Here is a 21,397-nt window from a genome sequence, read left to right as displayed (position 1 = left end):
CGGGTCAAATCTATATGAAGCCGGAGAACGTGCCGCTGAGTACGTTTTTGAAAGCTGCGATATCGATGCCGAATATTGATATCAAGAATGCAGAAGAGGCCGCGAAATTTAATGCCCTATCCCTGAATTCTGCCCAAATCTTCATCGGAGCTTTACCGATCTTGCTGATCTATCCGTTCCTCCAAAAATTCTTTGCAAAAGGTATCGTCATTGGTGCAGTGAAGGAGTAAGACAATCTTATTAAAAGACATTTATCTTTAAAGGAGAGAGATGAAGAATGAGTTATAGCAAAGAAGCAGTCACTAGAACTTTGGCAGGCGAAGGTATTGCAATCGTCAACGGTGCAGAGGTGAAGGTTTGCAAGGGTGCAGACTATCCTGAGGGCAAGCTTGATCCCTGGTTAATGGAAATATTGAAGCGGAAAAACAAGCTGGATGAAAAGGGTGATTCACCTGGTGTAGACATTGCAGCATTAACAGGTGTAGATATCGGGAAGTTAATTTCCGGTGAGGAAGACCCGGCTCAACTGATGTTGGTCCTGCGTCATTTACAAGAAAAAGTTAACTTGAACGCTGATAACGAAGACAGCATCAACCTCTGCGAAGGAGAAATTGAGGTTACATATGAGGACCGGGTATTTTACCGCAACACCAATCGCTTATGGCGCTATCAGAGGACAAATATGGACACTCAAAAGGCTCATCCATGCTACATTCATTTTCACGGTGGTGGGTGGTTTACCGGTTCTCCCCAAGGGAGAGATAACATGTTGAAGTACATTGCAGAAAAATCGGACGCGGTCATATTTGATTTCGATTACTCGCTTGCGCCAGAACACCGTTTCCCGGAAGCCTTTAATGAATGTTATGAAGTCATTAAATACATCTATGATCATGCACAGCAGTTTCGTATTGATCCGAAGCGAATAGCAGTTGGCGGCGGCAGCGCCGGAGCGAACCTGACGGCTGGGTTGACACTGCGGGCTAAACACGAAGGGCGGAATGAGCTCATCGCTCTTCAAATTTTAATTAATCCGCCACTTTTGTGGACAGATGACCATCCCGATGGATTTATTTGGTCTATAAATCAGTTTCCCGTTACTGAAGGGGGAGAATCCTTTTTTGGAAAACAAACGGATCGCGCCACGGATTGGGCCTTGCGCTTAATGGCTCAGAATTATATGGGCAAAGAGCCACTAAGTAATATATACTTTTCACCCATGTTGGCGGTTGATCTTAGCGGGCTGCCGCCTGCGCTGGTCGTTACTGCCGAGCTGGATGGCCTGCGGCTGGAAGCGGAACATTATGCAGGCCAACTGAAAAAAGCCGGAGTTCCTGTTAAAGCTTGCCGCTACAGTGGAACTAATCACGATTCACTGGCTTACTTCGGTCATTTTCCGGCAGGAGAAGCGTGTGCAATTGAAATTGTGAACGAACTGACCAAGATGTGATAGGGGGGTGCAAGTAATGAATGAGACAAACTTTGACTTGCAGCGCTACGCTGCAAAAGCGCGGCAGGCCGCAGCAGAAGGTGCTGTACTGCTGGAAAATGACTGTAATGCTTTGCCGCTTACACCAGGGAGTAAAGTGGCGCTGTTTGGTCGTTCACAGTTTAACTATTACAAAAGCGGTACCGGATCCGGGGGATTGGTCAATACCAAATATGTAGTTGGCATTGCAGAGGCTTTGGAAAGTAAAGACGGCTATGAGATCAATCAGGCGGTCAAGCAGTCTTATCTTGATTGGTTACAGGAGCATCCGTTTGATAAAGGTGCTGGTTGGGGTAAGGAACCGTGGTTCCAGGAAGAAATGCTGCTTGATGCTGATCGGGTTAAGCAAGCTGCCAAGGAGTCAGAAGCGGCAATGATCATCCTTGGCCGCACAGCTGGGGAAGACCAGGATAACAAACCGGAAGCCGGAAGCTATTTTCTGACAGAAGCAGAGGAAGTTATGTTAGAAATGGTTTGTAAAGAATTTGAACGGACTGTGGTGTTGCTGAATGTAGGCAATATCATAGATATGAAATGGGTGGAGATTTATAAACCTTCGGCTGTGCTGTATGTTTGGCAAGGTGGACAGGAGGGCGGCAATGGTGTTCTCGATGTTTTGACCGGAAGGATAAGTCCGAGCGGACGAATGACAGACACCATAGCAAGAGACATTGAGGATTATCCGTCCACGGCGAATCATGGGGGTTCAATACGCAACTTGTACCAGGAGGATATCTATGTTGGATACCGCTACTTTGAGACTTTTGCCAAAGACCGTGTCCTGTATCCATTTGGCTTCGGCCTGTCCTACACCACATTTGAAACACGGACAGAACGGATAGAGCGTTTGAACGATAGTGTCCGGATTTATGTTACTGTTACCAATACCGGAGATAGGCCAGGGAAACAGGTCGTTCAGGTTTACTGTGAAGCTCCGCAAGGCAAACTGGGTAAACCAGCCCGCGTGCTCGCTGGGTTTGCGAAAACCAAAGAACTGATTCCGGGTGGAAAACAATCCGTTGAAATCGAAATAAATTTTAAAACAATAGCGTCCTATGATGATGCCGGCATCACTGGGTGCAGATCGGCTTGGGTATTGGAAGCCGGGAGCTACATCTTCCATGTGGGAGATCATGTGAGGGATGCGAAATCCTGCGGGAGCATTGCCATAGACAAGCTGCAGGTACTGGAACAATTACAGGAGTCCATGGCACCGGTTGTTGCATTCGAGCGAATGCGTTGTGCCTCTGACGGCAGTCTAATCTATGAACCGGTTCCAATACGGACTATAGAACCAAAGACGCGCCGCGTGGAAACTCTTCCAAATGAAATTCCTTATACTGGAGATAAAGGATATAAGCTTGCAGATGTCAAATCGAATATGGTCAGCATGGAAGATTATATTGCTCAACTTTCGGATGAAGATTTATGTTGTATTGTGCGTGGTGAAGGCATGAGCAGTCCAAAGGTTACTCCGGGTACAGCCGGCGCATTCGGCGGTGTGACAAAGAGGTTGGAAGATTTTGGAATCCCTCTTGCTTGCTCAGCAGATGGTCCGAGCGGTATACGTATGGACTGTGGAAATACAGCATTTTCCATGCCCAATGGGACCTGCCTGGGCTGTACTTTTAATGAAGCATTGCTGAGAGAACTGTATGCGTACGCAGGTTTGGAACTGCGGAAAAACCATGTGGACACTCTACTTGGACCCGGAATGAACATCCATCGTAATCCTCTGAATGGCCGGAATTTTGAATATTTCAGTGAGGATCCGTTCCTGACGGGCAGGATGGTGGTTGCACAACTGCATGGTATGAATCCCTATGATGTGACGGGTACCATTAAACATTTTGCATGCAATAGCCAGGAGGCGCACCGCAACACGGTGGAGGCTGTGGTATCGGAAAGGGCCCTGCGGGAGATTTATCTGCGAGGGTTTGAAATTGCGGTCAAGGAGGGCAATGCGATTTCGGTTATGACTTCGTATAACCCGATCAATGGGTTTTGGTCTGCCAGCAACTATGATCTCACAACTACAATCCTGCGGGGACAGTGGGGCTTCAGAGGGATTGTAATGACCGATTGGTGGGCAAAGGGAAATGACGAAGGAGAAGAGGGGAGTGTCCAGAATGTGGCAGCAATGATACGGGCACAGAACGATTTGTTCATGGTAGTAAGTGACTCCGAGCAGAATGCCCGAGGGGATAACTCGGCCGAAGCCATGCGGGAGGGAACCGTGACACGGGGTGAGTATCAGCGCTCAGCAATGAACATTTGCCACTATTTGATGGGAACAACAGCTTTTAACCGGATGCATGGGATGGAAACAGAGCTTGACAAGGCATTGGCTGCCTTCAGGGAAGAGGAAGGCGATGTGGTCTTGGATATACTTTCGGTACCAGTGGAAAAGGAGTCTGTTGTGTCAGGAGAGATATTTGATATCTCTCGGGGACGGAGTACTTTTATACGAGCTGACCTAAAGGAGCGGGGGATATACCGGGTGGAGTTGACGTGCCGCGCTGGCGCTGAGAACAGTGAACTTGCCCAGATTCCAGTGAGTATTTTCCACAATGCTGAATTTTTGCACACAATAACGCTGACAGGTGCAGATTCTGAATGGAAAACCTACACGGTTGATATCCAGCAGCCGATTTTGCAAAAGCACACACACTTTAAGTTCGTTTTTAGCCAAAGCGGAATGGAAATCAAGGAGTTTAGAATCATTATGACCAGCTCTTTGGAGGAACGTATTCAGCAGGCACTATCAGTCCCCGGCGGTCAAATTTAGTAACTGGGTACAATTTAGCAAAAAAAGGCTTCCAGTAATCAATTACCTGGGAGCCTTTTGTCGTGTGATCGATAAATAAGTTTTACCGGTTCCGATAATCCTGCGGCGTCTTGCCGAAATGTTCCTTGAAGATTTTGATGAAATGAGGGGTTGCCTGAAAGCCCAGCTGGTCGCTGATTTCAGATATTTTCAAGTCCGTATTTCGCAGGAGATGAACCGCTCTTTCCATTCGGAAATGATAAATATAATCACCAATCGTTTCATTCATAACAGTCTTGTAAATCTTGGAGAGATACACCGGATGCAGACCCACATGGTCGGCAATGATTTGCAATGAAATCCCCTCAGACAAATGTTCATGAATAAATGTTCGGACTTTGGTGGCAACCTGCTGTTGTGCATTCTCCATTTGGGTCGACGTCTTAGCCTTTAATGCAATTATAATTTTACTTGCCCAGTCGTAAATTCGTTGTCTTGAGAGATGCCCCTTCTTGCGGAGCAACAAATCGAATTCTGGTCCCATCTGATCATATAAGCTGGATCCATTCGGCTGGAAACAGATGGTGAATGAGGATGAGAGATAAAGCAGCACTGTAAATAATTGATCCTGTGAAAGATCGTAAGATTGTTCGTCTGCACTACTGCCGACAATGAGCAATTCATCAATCTTGGCAATCGCCTCGTCCCAGCTGCCTGAATCCAGCAGTGTTGAAAGTGCAGGCGGAGCATATAATTTTTTGACGATGGAGCTCTGAGGCTGCTCACTTTTTTCATTAATGGTTAGGAAGAAACTTTTATTATTTCCAATATTCCGGTTAATGGCGTTTATTGCGGCCAAATATAAGTTTTGCAGGTCGTCTGGAAACTTGGCGATGTTGCTTAGGCAGATCGAGAGCGAGCCCTTCAGGAATTTTTGGACATGGTTCTGCAGCTTCACTGCAAATGAATCCACCAAGTGCAAGTCGTCTGACTGGTTGCCTTTGATGAGAAAAACTAAGTATCCCTGCTCGGTGACGCAGTGCCATAAAGTGAACAATTTTTGGAACACTTCATCTGCAATGTTGGTAACGGCATATTCAAGGAGTGATAAGGATTGGAGGTCGTACCCCGAGAAGTCCTCCTCCATGCGAACAACCATCATCATATAGGGGTCATCGAACCGAAAGGGAACACCTACCAGAGCAAGTCTCTCATCCAAAACCTCATGGCGGATGATCTTGTTCTTAAGCAGGTCGTTAAGCAGCTGTGACCGCATCAGTGGGAGATTAGCCTCTAGGGTTTGCTTAATACGCTGGAAGGATATGACTTCCTTCCATTCCTCTTCAACATTATGAATTGCTTTCTTAACCGAGTTAATTAACTCATTATAATCGACTGGCTTAAGCAAGTAATCCTGTGTCTGAAAAGCTAAGGCTTTTTTGGCGTATTCAAACTCGTCATGTCCCGAAAGGATGATACAGCGGATTTTGCGTGAATAATGCTGCATCACTTCGATTAACTCCAATCCGGACATTTCTGGCATCTGAATGTCCGTAATCATAATGTCAATCGAATACTTGGCCGCAATGTGCAGTGCTTCTTGCGCAGAGTATGCACAATGTACCTCTTCTATTCCATAATCTTTCCATTGTACAGTCATAGCCAGACTATCTACGACAGAGGTCTCATCATCAACAATAAGTAGTTGGTACATAATTTTATTCCTCCGGTTGGTTGCTAATCTCCCATTTCTGCTTGAGGTAACCTCATTATATGAATCTGTTAGTCGGCTGGCAATGTCTATAGACTGGAATTCCGTCTTAGATTAGAAATGAGATATTTATGTTTGGATTCCTATATATCAACAGCTAAATACAGGAACCTATAATTAAGCTGTGAGGAAAGTATAGAATTTGTCAACACATGACTAAAATCTATTACCAAGAAAGGATCCAAATTATCTATGCAAACATCAATTAGACCGGGGCAAATCTGGCTGGATACGGAAGGCAAACGAATTCAAGCTCACGCAGGTTCTATCTTTTACGAGAATGATACGTTCTATTGGTACGGTGAGAATAAGGAGAAGACAACACCGGGCAACGGAATCTGGCACTGGGGAGTCCGTTGTTATTCGTCCAAGGACCTTTACAATTGGCAAGATGAGGGGTTGATTATTCCCCCAGTGGAAAATGATCCTGCTTCTTCTCTTCATCCAGCCAGTTATATGGATCGTCCACACATTATTTTCAACAAGAATACCGGGAAATATATTTGCTTCCTCAAGATTATGGAAAAGGATAGCACCCAGACTCTGACCATCATGTCCGCAGATCAATTACTAGGGCCTTATATGATGATTAAAACCAAGTTCCGCCCTTTAAATATGAGTGCCGGTGATTTCGACCTAGCAGTTGCACGGGACGGGAAAGCGTATTATTACTTCGAACGGGTTCACAGTGAATTGATTTGTGCTGATTTGACCGCGGATTATACAGGTGTAACGGGATTTTATTCAACTCATTTCCCCAATTTTTATCCGCCTTACGTCCGTGAGGCCCCGGCATATTTTACAAGAAGAAACTTGCATTATTTGGTGACCTCAGGTACGACAAGCTATAATCCGAATCCTTCAGAAGTTGCATGTTCACGGTCTTTCCACGGCCCATTCGAAATTCTGGGTAATCCGCATGTGAATGATCCCTCAAATACTTCCTTCTGTTCCCAGATCTCTTCGGTATTCAAGCATCCGAAGAAGAAAGATCTGTATATCGCCTTGGCTGACCGCTGGATTACTGATGAAGAAGGCATGATTTCATATGACGTTCTGGCTGACGCCTATGACCGGTATTTTAATCCAGACCGCCAAGATGAACCAGTTACGTTTACCGGTTCCTCTTATAATGTGAATGAGAATACACATAAAGCAGATTATGTTTGGCTACCGTTCCGGTTCGACGGGAAGATGGCTTATCTGGACTGGAAAGACGAATGGCGGATTGAAGATTATGATTAATCATGGAGCGAAGGAGGAACATGCATGAAACGTGATATCCGAAAAATGATGGCACTATTATCGGAAGCCAATGTAAAAGAACAGGACCTGCCTTTCTCCGTTGAAAAACGGGATATTGAAATTCCTTTCATTTCACAAAACGGCACTGTGTACCAGCGTCCCCTTCGTATTTATGTTCCGGAAACAGGGCCGACTCCGAAACCGCTGGTGTTCATCGCGCATTACGAAATGCCCGAAAATGACGCAACGTTGAACCTTTATTTAAGGAAAGGCTGGGCTGTATCGACACCGATTGATTTTCAGTCTGAATATAATGGAAATCTGATCGATGACGACCTGATTTTCAACAGCGCCGCATTATCAGCCGTTAGGAAGCAGCCTGACATCGACCGGACACGGGTCGTTGTCAGTGGAGGAAGCGCCGGCGGCTATATGACGCAGATGTTGTCTGTTCTGCATCTTGGTATCTGCTGCTCTGTTTCCTTTAGCGGAATTACCAATATATTATTTAACATGAAGTATCTTCAGTCAGCAAACGAACATAACAAGGAGTTTCTTGAAATGCTAACCGCAGAGGAACGAAAAGACTTCATACGCTGTCTAGAAGTGATTCCAGTGCCTATAATCGGTGCGATATTCGGACAGTTCGCTCCAATTCTGGCAAAGATCCAGGAGAATTCACACGGCGAGATTTGGAAGGCTTTATCTCCATCCTGTATGGCAAGATGTTTTACCGGTCCGGTATTATTTTCTCATTTTACCTCTGACTTGCTGGTACCCATTGATCAACTGACCAAACGATTCACATATGCCGAGCTTGACAAGTCCCTTCCCGACGGATTCCGTATCCGTATGTCAGAGTTCCCGCTCGAAGAAGAGCTGCAGCGATCAATGGCTGAAATGCTTCCTGCAGGTGATTTATTTGAGCATCTTTGTCCGCCCCCGCAAACATCAGGAGAAAATTTCAAGCTCTCCTTCGATCTCAGCAAACGCTTCAACATACTCGTATTCGATGAAGGCAATGTCGAAGCAGAGGGTGGGCATTATAAAAAAATGGATCTTGGTTCCATTGACGCGACCGCCTATATACAGGCTCAGCTTCAGAAGTCGTCCAGAGAAACAAACTGGCTGACCGCCGGAAAACTGGCGCTCATGGCTGAGCGGTATGCGGGAAAAGGCTTCCTGATTCCCGGACAGGCTGGCATCGACGATACCGTTTATGGTTCGGTTGCTATGAACTGTCAGGAGATTCTTGAGGAGCTGTCGGAGTTTGGCGAGCTTCATCCTGAGAAATTGGCCGATACGCTTCGTACAGTAATGACTGCAAGACCGGATCTTGCGAATGCACTGGGTGAGATCAAAAACCGACTATTAATCTAATAAGGAGCGCTGTCATATGTTTGATAATGACGAAGAGTTAAGGGGATATTTGCCGAAGCAATTCCCGATATTAGAGGGACAGCCTGAAGCCGGAGAATGGTATAGGCTCCCGGTTCCCGGAGCAATTAGTGCAGATGGCTTGCCTTACTGGGGATTTCTGCGGAAAGGAACAGAGCCGGGCCTTATCGTTTATTTCTCCGGTGGAGGTGTATCGCTGAATGCATATATGGCGGCACGTCCCAATAAGTTAAATGAGATTTCGGAGACATTTTATTTTGACGGCAAAGCGTTGCCGTACATCGATGCATTCGTAAAGCAAGGCCTTTTTGACCCTTCCCAAGATAATCCCTTCCGGAACTGGAGCTGCATCTTGGTAAGCTATACAACAGGTGATTTCCATGTGGGGAATGGCGACTACCCTTATACAGCAATAGACGGTTCGCCTGCTGTGCTGCATCATCATGGCTATCGCAATTATCAGGGGCTTATGGAGCAGGCGCTTCAATTTATATCAGCTCCCACGAAACTGCTGATCACCGGCGGCAGTGCAGGCGCTTTCGGTGCTTCGGCTTTGGCTGCGGATGTCATGGATTATTTCCCGGAGTGCCGGGATGTGACCTGCTGTCCGGATAGCTCATTGTTGCTCTATAACGAGTGGCAGGCAGTTGCTCAGCATGTCTGGCAGGCAAATGAACGGATATGGAAACCGCTGCACGGGCCAAATATTTGCCTTGACTGGCTTCATGCCCTTTATGCTGAGAAGGGTGACGGCGTAAGGTACCTCTTTATTTGCTCCATTAGGGATAGTGCTCTGGCAAGGTACCAACATTTTTTGGATCACGGCACTATGGAGCTTACAAGGGAACAAAGTCTACAATTCGAAAAGGATCTCAGGAATATGGTCGATGTGCTGAAGAGCGAAATCCCTGGCATTGGTGTCTTCCTGCTGGATAACCCCGATACGGGGCTTGATCCGGAGCTCCTGGGTACACAGCATACCTTTCTTCACACTCCCGAGTTTTTTCAGCCCGTCAAAGATGGTGTCAGTCTTCGTGATTGGCTGTGGAATGCCGTGAATGGAAGTGTTCTAAATATAGGGTTGGAACGTTGAAAAGGCAAAATTGAATTGTGATGGAATAAAATTAAATCGAAAGGCTCCGTGGCAATTTAAAGATTGCTCAGGAGCCTTTTTTTCATTAGAAAGCTTGATGCAATCGAATAAGTACTCTTAGAAATCTAGATGTAAACTTCCCATTAAAGATATAAATGCACACTGTACTGGATGTCCATAAGGTTCATGGCCAGCTTTAATTTTCGTTGGTAATTACAATCTATAATTAGAACACTTAGAATGAGATACCTATGTTTGTATTCCTTTATTTCGGAGGTCAGATGCATCAAATTATAATGAAGTTAACTCAATCGTGAGGGGTGATAACACACCTTTTTTTAGCATGTATACATTGTTTTTCATGGTTGGTTACGAGTTCCTCGTAAGAAAAATCTGTCAAAAATAAAGGGAGGAATGTTGAGATCAAAATGGTAGTCGTTCTTGTTGTAGGGTTAATCACGACCGCGCAGCCCATTTTGCGCATGGATTGTATTAACCATGGTGGAATGTTGTTTGATTAAGGTAATCCGAGAGAGGGGTAGTGCTCGTGAAAAAGGTGATAGTAGTTATCTTAAGCGCAATGTTGATTCTGTCTGTTTTTGTACCCAACAACGCACTGGCAGTCACAAACGACAATCAAGAGCAATCAATCCGAGATCTTAATTACAAGAGAATTACAAAAGGGGAGGAAAATAATACTCTCAAACCTGACAAGATTACAAAACATGTCACTGGCGGCAAAATTAGAGGTTATCTTTCCCCAAATGATAGTTCAGTGGCAATATATAAAGGAATCCCTTATGCTGCGCCTCCTGTTGGAGAAAACAGATGGCGGGCTCCACAGGATGTAAAAGCATGGTCTGGTGTAAAAGAGACGAGAGAATATGGATTTTCATGTATGCAAAAAATAAATAAAGAAGATTACACAAATTATCCTGAATATATGGTTTCAGACAAAGTATCCGAGGATTGCTTGACTCTAAATATATGGACTAACAGCAAAACGGGAATGAAGGCAAATATGCCGGTTGTATTTTACATTCACGGAGGAGGTTGGGTCGGAGGCGGGTCGGACATCGAAATTATAGACGGAGAACATCTTGCATCACAAGATGTTATATTTGTAAGTGTCAATTATCGTTTGGGTGTATTTGGATGGTTTGCGTCCTCCGATTTAGTTGAAGAAGATCCTGAGAACTCTAGCGGAAACTACGGACTGATGGATGTGGTGAAAGGATTGGAATGGGTAAATGACAATATTAGTGCGTTCGGCGGAGATCCGAATAATGTAACAATTATGGGGGGCTCCGCTGGAGCGAATCTGGTAAACACATTATTGGTGTCCCCTAAAGCCAAAGGGTTATTCAAGCACGCTTTCAGCATGAGTTATCCTCTCGATATCATCAATACGTACCCTAAATTGAGTGATAGAAAGTTGAATGGTGATCGAATTGTAGAGAATGCAAAAGGCTTGGAAGCCCTCAGAAATATGTCGACCGAAGAAGTATATAATTTAGGTTTATTCGCAGCACCTTGTATTGACGGAACTTATGTTACCAAAAATTTCAGAGAAGCTCTGGAATCCGGCATGGCAAAAGATATAGATTTAATAACTGGAGTAGTTTGGAATGATATTAACGGGACTGATGAAAGTATGAGAGGTGACGGTTTGTTTACTTCATTTATGGTTCCTGTTCCCGAAGCGACCGAAGGTGAAGTGCTGGCAACGGTATTAAACGGTGTTGCTATTGCAAGGGAAAAGGGAGGTTCAAAAGGAAAGACATATGTTCTAGAGTTCAATCACATTATGCCTGGACCTGTAAATTTAGGGGCATTTCACGGGTCTGAAATCCCTTATTTCCTGAATTACTTTTCTGATTTTAGAAAAGCCTTCTGGCAGAAGAAGGATTATAACGTAGGAAAAATAGCATCCTCCTACTTAATCAATTTCAGTAAAACAGGATCTCCCAATGGAAAAGGTTTAGTCAAGTGGAATCCGAGTAAGGGAGATTACACACATTTTGTAATGAAAGCCAAGAGCGAAGAGCAGAAAATAAAACACGCAGACATTATTGTTGAGGAGTTCAAGAAAGCAGGATTTGACTTTTTACAGTATGGAAAAAAATAAAACTCAGATCTTGTTGTTTGCAGTGGCAAATGACAAGGAAAGGGGCAAAAAAATTCTACAGCCTGGTTCCGGTGAGAATGATTTAAATTTGGTGCTCATGACGAAGCGCTAAATGTTGATGCTAAGAGCATATTCTAAAATAAACTTAATATTAATAATGTAATTGTGGGAGGACGGATGCGGTTCTATAAATGGGCCTATCAACGGCTGTTTAATGGCGTGAATACTTCCATATATCAGGATATGGAGAAAAACATGAAATACGCATTTAATAGTTAAAAGTTTAAGGATCAACATATTACAATTAACGTTAAAAATGCGGTGGTGGATGATACACCACCGCATTTTATACTGTTTTTGAGTTTAGTGTAAAGGTATGGCGCATAAGAAATGTAACAATAGTAAATGAACAAAACTACTTTAGAATGCGATACCTATGTTTGTATTCATATATTTCAAAGCATAAATGTGCCAAATTATAATGAAGTTAATTCTGCGGTTACGTTTCTATGTGAAAACGGTATCAAGTAAGGGGTATGAAGATTAGATTGAGATGGATTTCTTTCTTATTATAGGGCCACTTACGACAGAGTTTACCGTTGTTTAAGAATGGAATGTATTAAACTAAAGGAGAGAATCCTATGTTGGATAATGTTGAGGGGTATAAAAAATATCTTGAAGAACATCAGTTACCTGTGTTGGAGGGAGTGCCGGTTTCCGGACAGTGGTACAGAGTCCCCGTTCCCGGAGCTATTTGTGCAGGGGGTTCACCTTACTGGGGCTACATGCGTAAAGGAACGGAGCCTGGTCTCATCGTCTTTTTCTTAGGCGGAGGGGTATCGATAAATGCCTATACAGCTGCCCGGCCATCCAGGTTAGCTGTGCAAGGAGAAACCTTTTATTTTGACGACAAATCATTGCCATATATGGATATGGCACTTAATCGCGGTATCTTTGATGACACACAGGATAACCCTTTTCGAAACTGGAGTTGCATCTTCGTCAGCTACGCTACAGGGGATTTTCATGTGGGAAATGGTGATTTTCATTATACAACAACGGACGGCTCACCTGCTGTGCTGCACCATCATGGGTACTCCAATTACAGTGGGCTTATGGAGCAAGCGACGAAGCATCTGTCTGCTCCGACAAAACTGTTGATTACGGGAACAAGTGGGGGTGCTTTCGGTGTTGCAGCCTTAGCTTCGGATGTCATGCGTTATTTTCCGGAGTGCAGCGATGTAACCTGCTGCCCTGATAGTGCTTTGTTACTTAATGATCAATGGAGGACAATAGCACAGAACAACTGGCAGGCAAGCAAACGGATATGGGAGCCTCTCCAGGGTCCAAATATCTGTCTTGAATGGATGCGTAACCTCTATGCCGAGAAGGGTAATACCGTTCGATATCTTTATATCAACTCCATTAGAGATGTTGCTTTTGCTATGTATCAACACTATATTGATCACGGCACCTTAGAAGTGAAGCGGGAACAATGTCTGCAATTCGAGAAGGATCTCAAGGAGATGGTGGATACCTTGAAGTCTGAAATCCCCGGCATCGGAATTTTCCTGTTCGACAACCCAATTGGGGAAATGAACCCGGAATCTATGGGTACAGTTCATACCCTAATTCACGACCCCGAATTTTATCGACCGGTCAAACATGGCACAAGCCTGCGAGATTGGCTGTGGAGTGCCGTGAATGGTAACGTGTACAATGCTGGTCTAGACCTACTAGAAGGGTAGATTTGAATAATTCAATTGTAATAATGGTTTACAAGGAAACGAGATAAAGTATGAGAATTTGCAGAAAAATAGGACATTTATGGCTGACGTTGACGCACAGACGACGTCAGTTTTTTTGTTTGTTCTCATTCTGTCTCAATTAAATATAAAATGAGATAGGTATTTTAACCGTAATACGACGATTATGGCGCTATCAGTGGGCAAATAAGGACACTCATTATTTATTTATAGCGGGCGCTCTCCCAAGGGTGAACACGATATTTAGAAGTAAATTACGAAGAAATCCGATACTACGTCACAAAGCATTGCGAGCATTGGCAGAAGGATCAGTAGGGATAAAAAATAACCGATATTTTGCTCCTTACATAATCCCGCTGTTTGGCCCTTCGTAGTTTAAACTATTATACAAAAGCAATACCAGTTCTGGTGCTTCCAAGTTGTTGTTTGGATTAAGATATCGGATGTTGCTTATTCGTTATTTCATAGGTGACATCATGTTTCTATAATGAAAGCGTAACCAAAAAATAGGGGGGTTGAATGAATATGAAATGGTTAGCTACCGTTCTTTCTGTTGGTTTACTTACTACTGCGCTAATCGGTTGCAGCAATGTCAATAACAACGGCGAGGCCGAGAAGGGAAAGGCAAATCTGGAAACAGCGAAGAAGCTGAATATCGTGAATGGCAAGATTGAGCCAACAGCGTCGTTTACCACAGTTATGGGAGAAAATCCGGGCTATAAATATAGAGAAGGGGAATCCGTTACGGACAATGTGTTCACCCGCTGGGTCGAAGACAAGTTTGGCGTAAAGATTAAAGCTTTATGGACAGGAGGCGGTACGGATGGTTCGTATAATACAAAATTGAAACTCATGCTATCCGCGAACGACGAATTGCCGGATATTATAAGCTCGGCTAATCCCGATAACACCAATCTTCTCATCGATTCGGGCAAGTTTATGGAAGTGGAAGAAGTATTCGAGAAATACGCCTCCCCAACTTGGAAACAGGCGTTAGCCGATATAAAGGATCCCTGGTTACCGGTCACTCGAGACGGCAAAAAGATGGCGATTCCTGGAACTGGTACAGATTATGGGCAAGCAAACAACGTTTTATGGATCCGTCAGGACTGGCTGGACAAACTCAAGTTGAAAGCACCTACTTCAATTGAAGAGTTGGAAACGGTCATGGATGCTTTCGTCAATCAGGATCCCGACGGTAATGGGCAGAAGGATACATATGCCCTGGATTTTGCCATGAAGGATAGGATGACCAGTAGTCTCCTTGGAGACGGGTCCTGGATCTTTGGACTTTACGGGGCCATGCCGGAAAGATGGTATCCAGGAGAAGACGGCAAGCTTCAAAATGGTTCGATTTTACCGGGGGTCAAACAGGGCTTAATGAAGATGAAAGAGTGGAAGGATAAAGGGTATTTTGCGAGCGATATTGCCTTACATGACCCAAATACAATTGTCACCGCGGTCACATCCAATAAGGTTGGAATTGTTGCAGCTCCCTCTTTCTTCATCCAATATCCTGGTTCCATGTTGCTTGCGACCAACCCTACGGCGATGTTTAAACCATATCCGCTGCCTAATGGGGTCAATGGTCCAGCTTTGCACACCTATTTTACGATGTCCGGCGGAATTATGATTAATAAAGATATTTCGGATGAAGCGCTTCAAGCTTTCTTTCATTATATGAACTCGATGTATGCTGTCTACGAATCCGATAACCCGCTTGAATATTTTAAAGGATTTCAAGAGGGCTATCAGTATGTTGTCAAAGATGGAAAGATTGTGACCGACGAGAAGCAAATTCCCGGTGGAAAGATTGATTCGAACAGTTACATTTTTGGGGGCATGCCGGATGTTTCATCAAAGATGAAGGAAATAATAGTAAAAGTAGCAAAGAAAGAAGAACTCACAAAGAAAGATCAAACTTTTATGCAAGCTCTTGGGATTGCAGATGACACGAATCCATTACAAAGAATCGTGTACGATGCGATGCTTCTGTCCATGGATGGAGAATCTTCGCGCGTAAAGGAACATTACAAGGGACCGGTAACGCCAACTATGTCGTCCAGAAATGAGCTGTTGCAAAAAATGCAAATGGAGACATTCTCGAAGATCATTTATGGAGAGTCTTCGATTGATGCGTTTGATAAATTTGTAGAGAAGTGGAAGTCTTCGGGCGGAGATACCATTACAAACGAAGTCAATGAATGGTACGATTCGGTTAAATAATAAGTAGAGAGGTTCTCGAGCAGATCGAGAACCTCTTTTTACATACTTGTTGATTTCACCAAAAATGGACTGCCTGCATTTTCCCCCAGTTATTCTTTCAACTTTAAAATGCGATATTCATATTTAAATTCCTTTATATCATCCTTGGGAAGCGCCAACTTATAATTAGACTAATTGATTACAGGCTACATTCCAGGTGCCTTTGGTGCTACAGCCCTGGCTTCCAATTTAATCGGTTATTTCCCTGCTCGTCGCGTTGTGACCTGCTGCGAGGACATTCTCTATCATCGATGGCAGTCAGTAGCGCGACTTTTGGCAGGCTAGAGGGTCTGCAAATGCTGGAGATGGATGTTGAGATCTGTTTATCCTAAGTCAAGCGTGGACTCGAGGTTAATTTGGCATGGGATAAGCAGCTCGTTCTTCTGTACTTTTCAAGAAAAGACGAAAGGGGCACCAACATGTGTACTGAAGATGAGGCAAGAGGAAAACTGAAATCCCTGAAAATTACAAATGGAGAAATTACGCAAATCGAGTTTGTGCCAGCTGGCGTGCCTGATTTTGGTCTGGCCTTTCCATTGGAACCGCTTCCGGAGCACTGTCGCGTCTGCGTCCGAATGAGTCCGGAAGGCGACTCGAATATTCTGATCGAAGTATGGATGCCGCTTACCAATTGGAACAGTAACTTCTTGGGGACTGGAAACGGGGGCCACGCAGGCACCATGAACCGATTGTCTTTGATTAATGGAATCCGTCGAGGATATGCTACAGCCAATACAGATATGGGAACCGCCCCGGACCCGGACATGCTTATCGGTAAGCCGGAAAGGTGGGTTGACTTCGGTTACCGGGCAACGCACCTTATGACCGTTGTTGCAAAGGAAATCATTCAAGCATTTTACGGCAGAGCGCCTAAATTTTCTTACTTTACAGGAGGCTCCACTGGTGGTCAGCAAGGATTAATGGAGGCACAACGGTATCCTGAAGATTACAATGGGATTCTAGTAATGGCACCAGCCAATAATCGTACCCATTTACACATTGCTTTCATATGGAATTGGCTTGCCCTAACGCAGAATCCGGATGCAGGGTTTGACGAACAACAGGCTGCAACTGTTACGGAGCAAATCCTTGTGCATTACGGCGCTGAAGGCGGATGCATTCCAGGAGACCATTTTTTTGCACAGCCTGATCGGATAACCGTTAATACGGATATTTTTAAAGACGGTAAGCTATTGAATGATGAACAGATCCGTGCAATGCAAATCATCTATAACGGTCCTGTAAACCCTGTAACGGGAGAACGGATTTTTGCTCCGGTTGTTGTACCGGGCAGTGAGCGTTTTCCTTTGGGCCTTTCCGCTCAAAGTGATAAGGATGAGTTTGCTAAAAGTTTTCTTTACCTATTCCGCTGGATTTTTGGCAAAGACTATGACTTCACGAAGTTTGATTTTAATCGCGATGTGGATTTTGTTGACGAACAGTTGGCCCCAATTCTAAATGCAAATAGCGCAGACTTGCACGATTATAAGAACGCGGGTGGAAAAATTATCATGCTTCACGGCACGGCCGATCCGATTATCCCCTACACGGACTCCCTGCAGTACTACGAGCGGGTGATCGAAGCACAGAACGGCCTAGAAAATACACAATCGTTCTTCCGGTATTTCATCATCCCGGGGCTTGCCCATGTCTTCGATGGTCCGGGTGTTCAGGATATTGGGATCGGAATCCGGGCAACGCCCAAGGATAGAGAGCATGATGCGCTAACTGCGCTTTCTGCTTGGGTCGAAGAAGGAATCGCTCCGGAACGGTTGCTGCCTGTTGCCTTCAAAGATGGTTCGATAGTGAACGGCTTTATTTTGGATGAATACGAGTATGAGAGACCTGTATATGCCTATCCGAGCATGGCTGTATACAAATCGGGTGATCCCAATCAGCTCGCTCATTATAGTAAAGAGAAACATATCATCAGCAATTTGCCAAAACCTGCTCTTAAGTACCTGAATTGACAGTTCAAAGAAAAACGATTTGGTTTCTATACGAAGGTTATTCTCAGCAAATGACAGGAGGATATAGAATATGAAACCTGTAGAACAAAGTTGGTCACAGGTAACTGAAGTTAACCCGGTCATAGAGATTAATACCGGAAAAATCATGGGGTTTAATCGAAATGGAAACGGCGTTTTTTTAGGAATTCCTTACGGTGATCGCTGTGATGGAGAGTACCGTTTTAAAGCACCGCGACCAGCTACGAGGTGGGACGGAATACGAGACTGTACCCAGTTTGGTCCGATCGCAATGCAGGAACAGAACTCGCTGGATACGTTGCCTGATGCAGTGAGACAAGTGCTGTTGGAATACGGTAAACACTTTTCCGGCGGGACTCCTTATGACAAGCGTGAAGAATATTGCGATGAGAACTGCTTGGTTCTCAACGTGGTAACTCCCGGAATTGATGAGAGAAAACGGCCGGTTATGGTGTATATTCATGGTGGCGGTTATATGTCCGGCTCGGGAGCGGTAACGGCGGCAATCTGCGACCGATTGGCGGACGAGGAAGATATCATTATCGTGACAGTTAATCATAGATTGAATCTGTTCGGAGGATTGTATCTTGGAGAATTTGATGAGGAATACGCGGAGTCCGGAATAGCAGGACAGCTAGACTTGGTTATGGCCCTGCAGTGGATACGAAGTAATATCGAAAAGTTCAGTGGCGACCCGTCAAATGTTACATTGATCGGCGAATCCGGTGGCGGAATAAAAATCGGGCATCTGATGTCGATGCCTGCTGCCAAAGGGCTTTACTCAAAGGCAATCATCGTTAGCGGATCGATTCAGATCGGAGCCAAAACAAAAGAACAGGGTACGGCTGAAACGCTGAAGGTGTTGAAGCAGCTTGGCATTGCTAAAAAGAATTGGCGAAAGCTTCTGGAAGTACCGGCAGAAACCTTGATAGGTACCATTCGCGGAATGAGATTGGTGCAGGAAGAAAGCACTCCGTTTTATCCAACACCCGACGGTGTACACATTCCCTTCAATCCGGATCGCGTTTATCAAACATTTGATTGTTCAGCGGAAGTGCCGCTTCTGGTGGGTGCTTCCGAGGAAGAACTGGCTATGGAAGTAAGGGATCCCATGATGACCTGGGAAGAGGTAAGAATAGAGTTGCTTAAGCAGAGCTTTGCTGAGGTTCAAAGGATAAAAGGCCTGTCGGAAGATAATGTGGATGCGGTGATTCGAACCTTTCGCGATGCATGTGAAGACCGGAAACAACCATGGAAAATCTTGGTGCAAATTATTTCCATGTGTCATTTCCTTGGTGGCGGTGCTTATAAGAATGCCATGGCTAAGGCAGAGCAAAAGGTTGCGCCGGTTTGGCATTATATGACGACCTATGATTCTCCGATGCCAGGAATGGGGGCGCTGGCTTGCGCTTGGCACACAGCTGATTTACCGTTGATTTTCCGTGCCGTCTATCATAAAGAAGCCGAACGACTTTCAAAGTCAATGGCGCACGCCTTGGCCTCCTTCGCCCGTACCGGTTCCCCGGCAACAGAAAAGTTGGATTGGCCGGCATTTACCGTAAAAGACAAAAAGACCATGCTATTCGATGAAGAATCGGGCTGGAAAGAAGATCCTTATCAAGCGATTCATAAGGTTCTTGACGAAATCAACACATGAGTAATCGAGAGGAGCCAATATGCTTCAGATCTATGATATAAGAACGGAATACTTTTCGAATAAGATGGGCTAGGATACGGTAACCTCGCTTTTTATAGAAATTAAGAAGCAACAATCGGGGAGTCCTCCACGTTATCGTATCGTTGCAAGAACATCTGCTTTTACAAAAATTAGACAAGGGGGAGGATGTATCGGATTACGGATACATCCAAAAGAAGATGAGAAAAAATCTGTTTACTGTAAATGAAGATAGATTTTTTGCAGAAGCATTTTCTAAAACGCTTGATATGAACCAGTCAGTTGAACTGGGAGGTTTAGCAATTAGTCTTTATAAATCTTTATCAGATAACAGCAAAGAGACATTAGATAATATTCAGAAAGTATATGAGGTTTATGAAAGTGCCAGTTTAACGTTCTATCCCAATGGAAAAGTAAGAGTTGCTCATAAAATTACCAATAAAGTTTATCATGCGTTGGCAGAAAATGACGTGTTCAAATACATGATGAAACAAACGGCCAATAAGGTGCTGGACTACTCGGTTGATCATGAAAAAGGGCTCATCGCTATAGGGGATGGATCGACATATGTCTACAATATGGAAGTTGACTCAATATATAGACAATCCATATTGGCTAATGAAGTTTTTTTTTCTTCCGGACAAGTAGGAGATATTCCTTCGGATGAGAACGAAGCTGCTTATACTGTGATGAGGAATGTTTCGTATGGTTCTAATCCTTCAGATATACAAAATCAAATGGATGTGTATATACCTGATAATTTGGATACGAGTAAGAAAAATGGAGCTTTCCTCCTTCTTTATGGTGGTGGATGGGTATCTGGAGGGAAAGAATCCACGCAGAGTACTGCTCGGATGTATGCTTCCAAAGGATATATATCCATTGCTATTAATATGCATAATACCTACATTAATCCAGAGACTCAAAAAACAGAGACGACAGTTTTTGATATGTTGAATGATATTCACAATAGTGTTAAAAAGTTAAAAGCACTATCTGACGAAAATAATTGGAATATAACTCAAATGGCTACGTACGGTGGATCAGCTGGAGGAAATCTTGCTCTGCTTTATGCATACTCAAGAGGAACAGATATGCCGTATTTTGAAACAGAAGAGATTTTACCAGTAAAATTTGTAGTAAATCTGGTAGGTCCAGTAGATATGCATTTTTCAGCTTTCGGAGGAGATAAAGACTGGGAGGATCACGAGGCGCATGCAGCATTGATGGGTTCAGGGATTACACTAAAATTGACCGGTGCAGCAAATAATCCGGATCTGACAGAAGAAGAAAAGGAAAAACATATACAAGCCATGTCGCCAGTGTATTACGTAGAAACGTATGGTGGAGTCCCAACGGTGATGGGGTACTCTAAGAGAGATACCGCAGTAAATCCAAAACATGGGAAAATTCTAAAAGAACATCTAGATAAGAAATCTGACCAAAATGATTTATTCACGTTCCCTAAATCAATTCATGGTTTAGATGATGATCCAGAAGAGGCTGAAGCATTCCATGCTAAATCAATTGAATATGCAGAAATCTACTTCAACGTAATGGATTAAGTTAAAAAGCAGGAATAACCTTTATGGCTGACGCTGACACATAGTCGACGTCAGCTTTTGTTGTTCATTCTGTTTTAAATTGCAATTTTATGATTTTAAAAGATAGCGTCATTGGGGCAGATTAGAGCCTGCTACTCCTTTAAATAGCATTCTGCATATTCAATATTTAGAATGCGTTATTGGTATTTGCATTGCTTTATATCAAGCCGAAATGGCAGAAATTATAATGAAAATGAACATGGATTAT

Annotated in this window: 12 protein-coding genes and 1 pseudogene; 12 read left to right on the top strand and 1 reads right to left on the bottom strand. The window is 44.0% G+C overall.

Annotation, left to right across the window (positions count from 1 at the left end):
• The 3 genes and pseudogenes from PPA03S_RS33595 to PPA03S_RS31435 form a co-directional block, all read left to right on the top strand.
• Positions 1-230: pseudogene (locus tag PPA03S_RS33595) on the top strand (carbohydrate ABC transporter permease); the annotation flags it as partial.
• Between the two features lie 47 nt (positions 231-277).
• A complete protein-coding gene (locus tag PPA03S_RS31440) occupies positions 278-1,450 on the top strand; it encodes an alpha/beta hydrolase (protein ID WP_062329964.1) in 1,173 nt (390 codons plus the stop codon).
• Positions 1,451-1,466: 16 nt separating this feature from the next.
• Positions 1,467-4,277 carry a glycoside hydrolase family 3 protein gene (locus tag PPA03S_RS31435; RefSeq protein ID WP_062329963.1) on the top strand — a complete coding sequence of 937 codons (2,811 nt, stop codon included), beginning with the start codon at positions 1,467-1,469 and terminating at the stop codon, positions 4,275-4,277.
• Positions 4,278-4,359: 82 nt separating this feature from the next.
• On the opposite strand, the gene PPA03S_RS31430 is transcribed toward PPA03S_RS31435, so the two are convergent.
• Positions 4,360-5,970, bottom strand: coding sequence for a response regulator (locus PPA03S_RS31430; protein WP_062329962.1), 1,611 nt, complete (start codon positions 5,968-5,970; stop codon positions 4,360-4,362).
• 249 nt (positions 5,971-6,219) lie between these two features.
• Here PPA03S_RS31430 and PPA03S_RS31425 point away from each other — a divergent pair, with 249 nt between their 5' ends.
• The 9 genes from PPA03S_RS31425 to PPA03S_RS31385 all read left to right on the top strand — a co-directional run bounded on the left by PPA03S_RS31425 (position 6,220) and on the right by PPA03S_RS31385 (position 21,150).
• A complete protein-coding gene (locus tag PPA03S_RS31425; RefSeq protein ID WP_062329961.1) occupies positions 6,220-7,272 on the top strand; it encodes a family 43 glycosylhydrolase in 1,053 nt (350 codons plus the stop codon).
• 24 nt (positions 7,273-7,296) lie between these two features.
• Entirely contained in the window at positions 7,297-8,652 is a 1,356-nt protein-coding gene (locus PPA03S_RS31420) for an alpha/beta hydrolase family protein (RefSeq protein ID WP_062329960.1), read from the top strand.
• A gap of 16 nt (positions 8,653-8,668) precedes the next feature.
• The gene (locus PPA03S_RS31415) at positions 8,669-9,763 is read left to right on the top strand and encodes a pectin acetylesterase-family hydrolase (RefSeq protein ID WP_062329959.1); all 1,095 of its coding nucleotides are present in this window, start codon (positions 8,669-8,671) and stop codon (positions 9,761-9,763) included.
• 547 nt (positions 9,764-10,310) lie between these two features.
• Positions 10,311-11,891, top strand: coding sequence for a carboxylesterase/lipase family protein (locus PPA03S_RS31410; RefSeq protein WP_062329958.1), 1,581 nt, complete (start codon positions 10,311-10,313; stop codon positions 11,889-11,891).
• Between the two features lie 641 nt (positions 11,892-12,532).
• Complete coding sequence (locus tag PPA03S_RS31405) at positions 12,533-13,639, top strand: pectin acetylesterase-family hydrolase (protein WP_062329957.1); 1,107 nt, start codon at positions 12,533-12,535, stop codon at positions 13,637-13,639.
• Positions 13,640-14,176: 537 nt separating this feature from the next.
• The gene (locus PPA03S_RS31400; RefSeq protein WP_062329956.1) at positions 14,177-15,883 is read left to right on the top strand and encodes a type 2 periplasmic-binding domain-containing protein; all 1,707 of its coding nucleotides are present in this window, start codon (positions 14,177-14,179) and stop codon (positions 15,881-15,883) included.
• A gap of 458 nt (positions 15,884-16,341) precedes the next feature.
• Positions 16,342-17,892, top strand: a complete 1,551-nt coding sequence (locus tag PPA03S_RS31395; protein WP_062329955.1) for a tannase/feruloyl esterase family alpha/beta hydrolase — start codon at positions 16,342-16,344, stop codon at positions 17,890-17,892.
• Between the two features lie 70 nt (positions 17,893-17,962).
• Entirely contained in the window at positions 17,963-19,567 is a 1,605-nt protein-coding gene (locus tag PPA03S_RS31390; protein ID WP_062329954.1) for a carboxylesterase/lipase family protein, read from the top strand.
• Positions 19,568-19,710: 143 nt separating this feature from the next.
• Complete coding sequence (locus tag PPA03S_RS31385) at positions 19,711-21,150, top strand: alpha/beta hydrolase (protein WP_062329953.1); 1,440 nt, start codon at positions 19,711-19,713, stop codon at positions 21,148-21,150.
• Positions 21,151-21,397: the final 247 nt, after the last annotated feature.

The sequence above is a fragment of the Paenibacillus pabuli NBRC 13638 genome, from assembly GCF_001514495.1.
Lineage (GTDB): Bacteria > Bacillota > Bacilli > Paenibacillales > Paenibacillaceae > Paenibacillus > Paenibacillus pabuli.
This window is presented reverse-complemented; position numbering and strand designations above follow the sequence as displayed.